Below are 6,512 nucleotides of genomic sequence, written 5' to 3'. Positions count from 1 at the left end.
TCCAAATGTAACTACGTAAGCTGCGGTGGTTGATTCAGTCGCGGGTCCTGTCGGGGAACCGTTCTGAGCGCATTGGGGGCATCAGATAGCTTTTAAAAAAAATATTGTCTCACCAAAACCCTCCTCGTGAGACGAAGACGCAATTCACGCTCATGCTGACAAACGGCAGCAGATTGCCTAAGCATGAATTTAGTGAGTTAACTTGCCAATAGGTAGATCCCCTTGGACCACTTTCATTCGCTTTAACAAGAGCTCTCAACAAGGTGTAGTCGCCCACCAAGTCCAGCCTTCAACTTATGGATGCCTAGTGAAACGAAAGCCACTGCCCATACTGAATAAACTTGCGAATCAATCACATTAAACCCAGATTAAAACGTTACGTTTGTTTTAGTGTTAACCCCCTCAACACATAGTCAGTAGCTATTTCTCCGCTTACCGACTAGGGCTGGCAAGCTTACTATTAGTGAGCAGCCTATCCCCAACATCCGCCCAACAGGCTTTTAGACCAAAGACGCTCCTACTCAATGCCGGGCCCGTCTTCTTCAGTCGAACCCCCGAGCTGGCCCTCAGCGCCGAATATGGCCTGAGTCAGCACCTTGGCGTAGGGCTACGGGCCACCAGTGGTTACCTGCTCAGTCGGTCGGTCTACAGTGGTATTACGGCTAGTGGCTTTGTCAACTATCACTTCTTGACGACTTCGCGCCTTGATCCATTTCTGTGGCTGGGGGTCAGTAAAACCACTTACAAGGCGGGCCGAGAGGCCCCAGGTTCGGACAACTATGCGGGGGTCCATGCGCAAGTTCAGGGGGGGGTCGATATTGGCTGACCCCTCAGTTGGGCGTGTTTGTAGCCGGGACTTTGCCTCTCTACCGGGGCATCATGGCCAGTGTAGACGTGGGGGCGTCTTGGCGAATGGGCAAGGGCAAATAGTGCTCTGCCTCTGGGATACTCCATCGACACCTGATAGCCGGAAGAAACTAGGCGACTAGGGCAAGGCGGTTTGTATAGTAGGGTGGGCGAGTTATCTGCAGTCTCGCTCCTAGATTTACTCTGTTGGTCTACCTATCATCGGCGACATCAACTCCAGAGTTTACTGAGCGAGTGGGTAAATACCGACAGTTGGCTTCATCTCAAAAAATGCTCTTTTTCATATAAATAAAATCGATAGAGCAAGCTACAAGTCTCCGATCCGCCGTTTTGCCCCCCATTTACTACCAACCCCCTTCTACTCGACCACCAAACCCCTAGTGTTTTTTCTCTTCCGACAAGAGCAATCCCATGCTTATTTTTGAGCATGGATCGACTGCTCAAAACCATTCAACACTATATTCCCCTCTCTTCAGCCGATGAAGCGATTATTGCCACCTTAGTTCGCCAACAAAAACTAAAGAAAGGCGAGCATCTGCTGCAGGCGGGGCAGGTCTGCAAAAACGTCTTCTTTATTGAGAAGGGGTTGGTCCGCTATTATGCTAGTATCGAGGGGGAGGAAAAAACCAGCTACTTTAACAAAGAGGGCGAATTCGTCTGTGATTACGCCAGCTTTCTGCCCCAGCAGCCCTCCCACACCAATATTCAGGCCCTGGAAGACACTACCGTCTACAGCATTAGCCAAGCCAATATGGACGCGTTGTACCGACAGGTGGAACAGGGGAACGATTTGGGCGGCTAGCCATCAGCGAGGTGTTTGTGAGTGCCATCCACCAGATCAACTCCCTCTACACGGACCCACCCGAGCGGCGATACCAGACCTTTCTGGCCAAGTTTCCCGACATTGCCCAGCGCATTCCCCAATATTACATCGCCTCCTACGTGGGCATCAAGCCCCAGTCTCTGAGCCGCATTCGAAAACGAATGGCCCAGACGCATTAATTAACCTGGGTGAACGAGGGGCTGTTTTTTGGTCGTGAGCTTTGTGGTCAAAATCGATCATGATATGCACACTATGAAAACAGAACAGGCACCAGTCCTTTGGGACTGGCGATCGGCATCCTATTGGCTGATCCTGCCCATCGCCCTGGGCATTCTCCTCATCGGCCTGCGGTTTGTGCTGGCTCCCCAGCTCAGTATGGACGATTTCGGCATAGAGCTCTTAACGGATTCAGCCCTGCCCTACGGCCGCATCAAGGGGATACGCGATATTTTTTCGGGCGTAGCACTTCTGGCGTTATGGTTAACCCGGATGAAAGAAGCGACCGCGTACGTCTTTACGGCAGCCATTCTTATCCCCTTCACAGACCGCTTGGTGATCTACCAACACAACGGAGTGGATTTGCCCCGCTTGCTGGTCCATGGCGGTACCGCCCTATACATGGCCATCACCAGTTGTATCTTATTCTATCCTAACGCTAAATCCCTTGCCTGATGGATGCTTTCATGCTACGAAACGTGTTGCTGGCGCTGCACCTGTCGGGTCTGGTCCTGATGGTGGGCACCACGGTTACCGAGTGGGTTGTGTTGCGCTCATTTGTAAGCTTGTTAACGAAGCAGAATAAAGCTGCCATCAGTCTTTTCCGCCTGCTGTCGGGTCTAGATCGGCTCTTACTAGCGGGCGGGGTCGTATTGGTTCTTTCCGGGGTCGGTCTGACCATTCTCAGTGAGGGTGTCTATTTACCGCAACTCTGGCTACAGCTAAAACTGGGGCTAATCTTACTGCCGCCGCTGAACGGGCTGTTGGTGGGTAGTCCGCTCATGAAACAGTTAAGAACTAGCCTGCTGGTCGAGGACATTGACCTAAGTTTAGTGGTCCAACCTGCGGTCAGGAAGCTGATCAGGTTTTACCGCGTTCAACTGATGGTGTTTCTAGCCATTATCATCCTGGCAATTTTTAAATTTACTTAATCTGCGGAAGCCCAACGATTAACATCCCCCACCCTTAGCTAAGGTGTCTGACTTGCCAGTTTAGCCGGTTTTATGGGCAAGTGGATTAGCGATAGCCAATTACGAATTGGTTATGGTAGGTGATGGCCTCTACTGGGCGTCAGAACAGGCCAGATCGCTTTGGCCTTCTAAACTAGGGTCTCACAAAACTCTACCCAGTGAGACGAAGAAACGTTCATGAACAGGCTCCCGTCTTAGACGATGAATTAGTCATGTAGCTGCTCATTAATTCGGGCATTTTATGAAACACTTTATTAGGACGATGCTGACCGCTCATTGGTAAAGAGTGGTTCCAATACATCACGATGGGCCTCACCCCATTGCGCGGTCAGTTCAATCATAGGTATCAAGGTTTCACCTAAGGTAGTGAGTTGATATTCCACCTTCAGAGGCTTTTGATCAAAACTAGTTTTGGATAGGATACCATGCGCTACTAGCTGGTTTAATTGGCTATCTAACAAGCGACGCGACACCCGGGGAAGTTTACGATGCAATTCGCCAGGCCGCCGAATGCCACAATGAATGCTCCAGATGAGATTTAGCTTCCACTTCCCATTCATCACCTCCATAAACAGGTGCAGACCACAGTTCAGCTCGAGGGGTAATTTTCGCTCAAACATCCCGCAAAGATAATCTTTACCTGACGCAATTAGATACGGCTGAATTCAGCCCTACTTGACTCGACTTGACTTAGGGCTGTCCTTTGTCGAATGAACTACAAATTATTTGGAACCCAAACGGGATTACCAGCTAGTGAGCTCATTCTGGGAGGCTCCCAGTTGGGTGACCGCTGAGGATACGGCACGGCTGTCCAGGAGGCCCTCGGCATCCTCACGGCTTATGCTGATGCCGGTGGCAATTTTATCGACGTGTCGGATCAGTATCAGTTTGGCGAATCGGAAGAAACGGTTGGGCGGTTTATGGAGCATACTAGACACGATTTCATTATTTGTACGAAGTATCCCCGAAGCAGCCAAGCGAATCCCGCGCTGGTCAATGCGGGTAGTCACCGTAAGGCGTGCGTCAAGCCGTAGAGGGCAGCTTGAGACGCCTGAAGACGGAGTATATCGACCTGTGTATGCCCCATTATGATGATGGGGTAACCCCCTTAGAAGAAACGGTTCAAGGGCTGGACGATCTAGTCAGGGCGGGCAAAATTTTGTACGTGGGTTTGGCCAATTTCCCGGCCTGGAAAGCAGCGATCATGGCAACTTCTTTACCATGGCGGCTATCCAATACGAATACAACCTCTCGCAACGATCAGCTGAACGAGAGTTGATCCCAATGGCGGACCACTTTGGTTTAGGTAAGATGGGCTATTCTCCGTTGGCTGGAGGTTTACTAACGGGGAAATATTGCCAAGGGGCATCGGGGCGGCTGACACTGTCTTTGGGGGCACTTACCAGGAGGATGGGCGAGCAAAGGCGATACTGGATCATCTAGAGCTGATGGCCAAAGATCTCAACGCTACGCCAGGGCAGCTAGCGCTGGCTTGGGTTTTGCACAAAGGCGTCTTTCCCATCATTGGAGCGCGCACCCTGATCCATCTGGAGAGCAGTTTGAGGGCCACCGCACTTAGCTTACCAGCGAACCAGTTACAGCTTTTGGATGAGTGAAGTGCCATTCAACTGGGCTATCCTCACGACCTGCTGGCTAGCGTGCAAACGAACTTTTGAGTTGTTGACCACTGAAAGTTGATGGTTGCCTGAAACGCTCCCGCACGAGATGAAGAAGTAGTCAAGAATAGGTACCTTAATAGAACAATAAATTAAGGCCCCATATTTATTAGTGTCAGTCAGCCTTTCCGACGAGGTCCAGTTCGTTACACACCAGCTTGACGCGCAAGCCTTCGATCATTCAGCATCACGAGTGTTGAACTTTAGAGCAGCAGAGGCCATGACGGGTCGGTAATTAAGGAACCTCGTTAGACCAACAGTAAATTGTTTAGCACATTTCCCCAAAGGTAGGTTGTAGTACTCTTTCAAGACTGCTCTTTCAAGTTGCCACGATTAATAAATTAATAAGGCCAGCTACTGAGCCACTAGAATGAATCAATTGTAGATACACTGTTCCTTTTACTCATTTAGTATTCCTATGCGGTATACTAATTAATAACCATATATAAAACGGTATTTACACGCATTTGTGGGCCTGGATTTACGGCTAGGTTTACCAAGTTTACTTACTTCATATAAACCTAGCTAAATCAATCTTGAACATGCCCCTAAAAAAAGCTTTTTTCTGCCTGGTCTTCGGCACACTGATCGGAGGATGTAAAGACGCCTCGATGGACACCCAGTTGCCGATCCGTCAACCCCCTACGAGCCAATCGGGTCGATTGGCGGCCTCTGCCGAAACCCGGTTGGCCCATCTTGTGGCCACTTTACCCGCCGATTATGCCTTCCGATTACGTCAAAACCCAGCGGTCCTGTTGAAAACTCACCCCGAATACCGGGAGTTGGTGCAAAGCGTATTCGCGGTTACGCCCACTCCCTGTAACAGCAACACGTTGCTATATCAATGGCTACGGGGACAACTAAGCGATTGGACTCCCACGCTACGTAGTTATGTGAATGGTTTGGCCATGACCGACTTACCTACCTATGACGCTCTGGTTTTTGAAAACAGCTCGGCCAATCAATACTTTGGAGTCAAAGGCGAATACACTCAACGGGTGACCAAGACATTTAAAGATCTACAACGGTTCTGGAACATTCAATCGGATAATATTGTCCTGGCTGCCATGCATGGCAACATGCTGGCCAATCGGGATAAACTGATTCGAACCTACATCCTGGTCTATGGCCTGAATGCGGCTGAAGCAGCTTATTATGCCGACTTTGTCTTAGCTGTGCTGGCGGCCTATCCCCAAACACGAATGGGTGACCATCCGATCTTTACCTTTAATGCCTTTGCTCAGCCAGGATTTTATTACCCTCCGGTCGGGAATATACCGGATAAAATTATCATGGGCGATGGGATCATGGAAGCCTATACCGCTATCGGCTATGGTGATGTAGCCCCTCAGACGATCCTGGCACACGAATTCGGCCATCATATTCAATTCCAACTTGATTTATTCGAAGACCAGCCCAGCCCGGAAGCGACCCGGCGAACCGAATTGATGGCGGATGCCTATTCAGCTTACTACCTCTCTCATGCCCGGGGAGCAGCCATGCAGTGGAAACGGGTGCAAGAGTTTCTGACCGTTTTTTATAACATCGGGGATTGTGGCTTTACCAGTGATGGTCACCACGGCACACCCACTCAGCGAATGGCCGCGGCTAGCTGGGGCTATAAGGTGGCCGATGATGCCCAAAAGCAAGGCCGTATTTTAACTGCCCAGGCTTTCACCGCCCTTTTCGAGGCTCAACTGCCTGCTCTAGTGGCTCCTTAAACAATTGTCTGCGCCAGGTGAACCAAACAGCTTGACTAAAAGATCGAGCTGTTTGGTTGCTCCAAGTTACAGGAAGGCGGGTCTACCGGTGCAAAAAGAGCGGCATAACGTGCTCAGTAGTTGGCAGTCCGTATGCGCCTGATTGCACTGGAGTGATCTTAAAAGACACTGTCTTATAAAACGCTCCCAATTGAGACGAATAGGAGTTTACCTTACTTTTTCTGACATGATCAGGCAG

At 50.1% G+C, this 6,512-nt stretch carries 12 protein-coding genes; 10 read left to right on the top strand and 2 right to left on the bottom strand.

Annotated features, from left to right (window positions below; genetic code table 11):
• Positions 1-463 precede the first annotated feature (463 nt).
• The 5 genes from ACYVK4_RS27090 to ACYVK4_RS27070 all read left to right on the top strand — a co-directional run bounded on the left by ACYVK4_RS27090 (position 464) and on the right by ACYVK4_RS27070 (position 2,838).
• Positions 464-826 (top strand): hypothetical protein, encoded by a 363-nt coding sequence (locus ACYVK4_RS27090; RefSeq protein WP_461130705.1) that lies wholly within the window; start codon positions 464-466, stop codon positions 824-826.
• A 468-nt stretch (positions 827-1,294) separates the two neighbouring features.
• A complete protein-coding gene (locus ACYVK4_RS27085; protein ID WP_461130704.1) occupies positions 1,295-1,669 on the top strand; it encodes a Crp/Fnr family transcriptional regulator in 375 nt (124 codons plus the stop codon).
• A 17-nt stretch (positions 1,670-1,686) separates the two neighbouring features.
• Positions 1,687-1,869, top strand: a complete 183-nt coding sequence (locus ACYVK4_RS27080) for a hypothetical protein (RefSeq protein ID WP_461130703.1) — start codon at positions 1,687-1,689, stop codon at positions 1,867-1,869.
• Between the two features lie 73 nt (positions 1,870-1,942).
• Positions 1,943-2,362 (top strand): DUF4267 domain-containing protein, encoded by a 420-nt coding sequence (locus tag ACYVK4_RS27075; protein ID WP_461130702.1) that lies wholly within the window; start codon positions 1,943-1,945, stop codon positions 2,360-2,362.
• The gene (locus ACYVK4_RS27070; RefSeq protein ID WP_461130701.1) at positions 2,362-2,838 is read left to right on the top strand and encodes a DUF2214 family protein; all 477 of its coding nucleotides are present in this window, start codon (positions 2,362-2,364) and stop codon (positions 2,836-2,838) included. The genes ACYVK4_RS27075 and ACYVK4_RS27070 overlap by 1 nt, the downstream gene beginning before the upstream one ends.
• A gap of 293 nt (positions 2,839-3,131) precedes the next feature.
• Here ACYVK4_RS27070 and ACYVK4_RS27065 read toward each other — a convergent pair whose 3' ends face one another.
• A complete protein-coding gene (locus ACYVK4_RS27065; RefSeq protein ID WP_461130700.1) occupies positions 3,132-3,497 on the bottom strand; it encodes a winged helix-turn-helix transcriptional regulator in 366 nt (121 codons plus the stop codon).
• 123 nt (positions 3,498-3,620) lie between these two features.
• Positions 3,621-3,806 (bottom strand): hypothetical protein, encoded by a 186-nt coding sequence (locus ACYVK4_RS27060; protein WP_461130706.1) that lies wholly within the window; start codon positions 3,804-3,806, stop codon positions 3,621-3,623.
• Between ACYVK4_RS27060 and ACYVK4_RS27055 the strand changes: the two genes are divergently transcribed.
• The 5 genes from ACYVK4_RS27055 to ACYVK4_RS27035 all read left to right on the top strand — a co-directional run bounded on the left by ACYVK4_RS27055 (position 3,747) and on the right by ACYVK4_RS27035 (position 6,274).
• Complete coding sequence (locus tag ACYVK4_RS27055; RefSeq protein ID WP_461130699.1) at positions 3,747-3,911, top strand: hypothetical protein; 165 nt, start codon at positions 3,747-3,749, stop codon at positions 3,909-3,911. The two genes, ACYVK4_RS27060 and ACYVK4_RS27055, sit on opposite strands and share 60 nt — an antisense overlap.
• Positions 3,896-4,156, top strand: coding sequence for an aldo/keto reductase (locus ACYVK4_RS27050; RefSeq protein WP_461130698.1), 261 nt, complete (start codon positions 3,896-3,898; stop codon positions 4,154-4,156). The genes ACYVK4_RS27055 and ACYVK4_RS27050 overlap by 16 nt, the downstream gene beginning before the upstream one ends.
• Complete coding sequence (locus ACYVK4_RS27045) at positions 4,099-4,320, top strand: aldo/keto reductase (protein WP_461130697.1); 222 nt, start codon at positions 4,099-4,101, stop codon at positions 4,318-4,320. Before ACYVK4_RS27050 ends, ACYVK4_RS27045 begins: the two co-directional genes overlap by 58 nt.
• Complete coding sequence (locus ACYVK4_RS27040; RefSeq protein WP_461130696.1) at positions 4,233-4,493, top strand: aldo/keto reductase; 261 nt, start codon at positions 4,233-4,235, stop codon at positions 4,491-4,493. The genes ACYVK4_RS27045 and ACYVK4_RS27040 overlap by 88 nt, the downstream gene beginning before the upstream one ends.
• 602 nt (positions 4,494-5,095) lie before the next feature.
• Complete coding sequence (locus ACYVK4_RS27035) at positions 5,096-6,274, top strand: neutral zinc metallopeptidase (protein WP_461130695.1); 1,179 nt, start codon at positions 5,096-5,098, stop codon at positions 6,272-6,274.
• Positions 6,275-6,512 lie beyond the last annotated feature (238 nt).

This window comes from Spirosoma aerophilum (genome assembly GCF_054782495.1).
Note: the sequence above shows the minus strand (reverse complement) of the source record. Positions and strands in the feature narration are given on the sequence as shown.

Coding starts and splice junctions, on each gene's coding strand:
- ACYVK4_RS27045 (WP_461130697.1), top strand. CDS start 4,099: ATGGCGGCTATCCAATACGAATACAACCTCTCGCAACGATCAGCTGAA.
- ACYVK4_RS27060 (WP_461130706.1), bottom strand. CDS start 3,806: ATGCTCCATAAACCGCCCAACCGTTTCTTCCGATTCGCCAAACTGATA.
- ACYVK4_RS27065 (WP_461130700.1), bottom strand. CDS start 3,497: ATGTTTGAGCGAAAATTACCCCTCGAGCTGAACTGTGGTCTGCACCTG.
- ACYVK4_RS27035 (WP_461130695.1), top strand. CDS start 5,096: ATGCCCCTAAAAAAAGCTTTTTTCTGCCTGGTCTTCGGCACACTGATC.
- ACYVK4_RS27085 (WP_461130704.1), top strand. CDS start 1,295: ATGGATCGACTGCTCAAAACCATTCAACACTATATTCCCCTCTCTTCA.
- ACYVK4_RS27075 (WP_461130702.1), top strand. CDS start 1,943: ATGAAAACAGAACAGGCACCAGTCCTTTGGGACTGGCGATCGGCATCC.
- ACYVK4_RS27070 (WP_461130701.1), top strand. CDS start 2,362: ATGGATGCTTTCATGCTACGAAACGTGTTGCTGGCGCTGCACCTGTCG.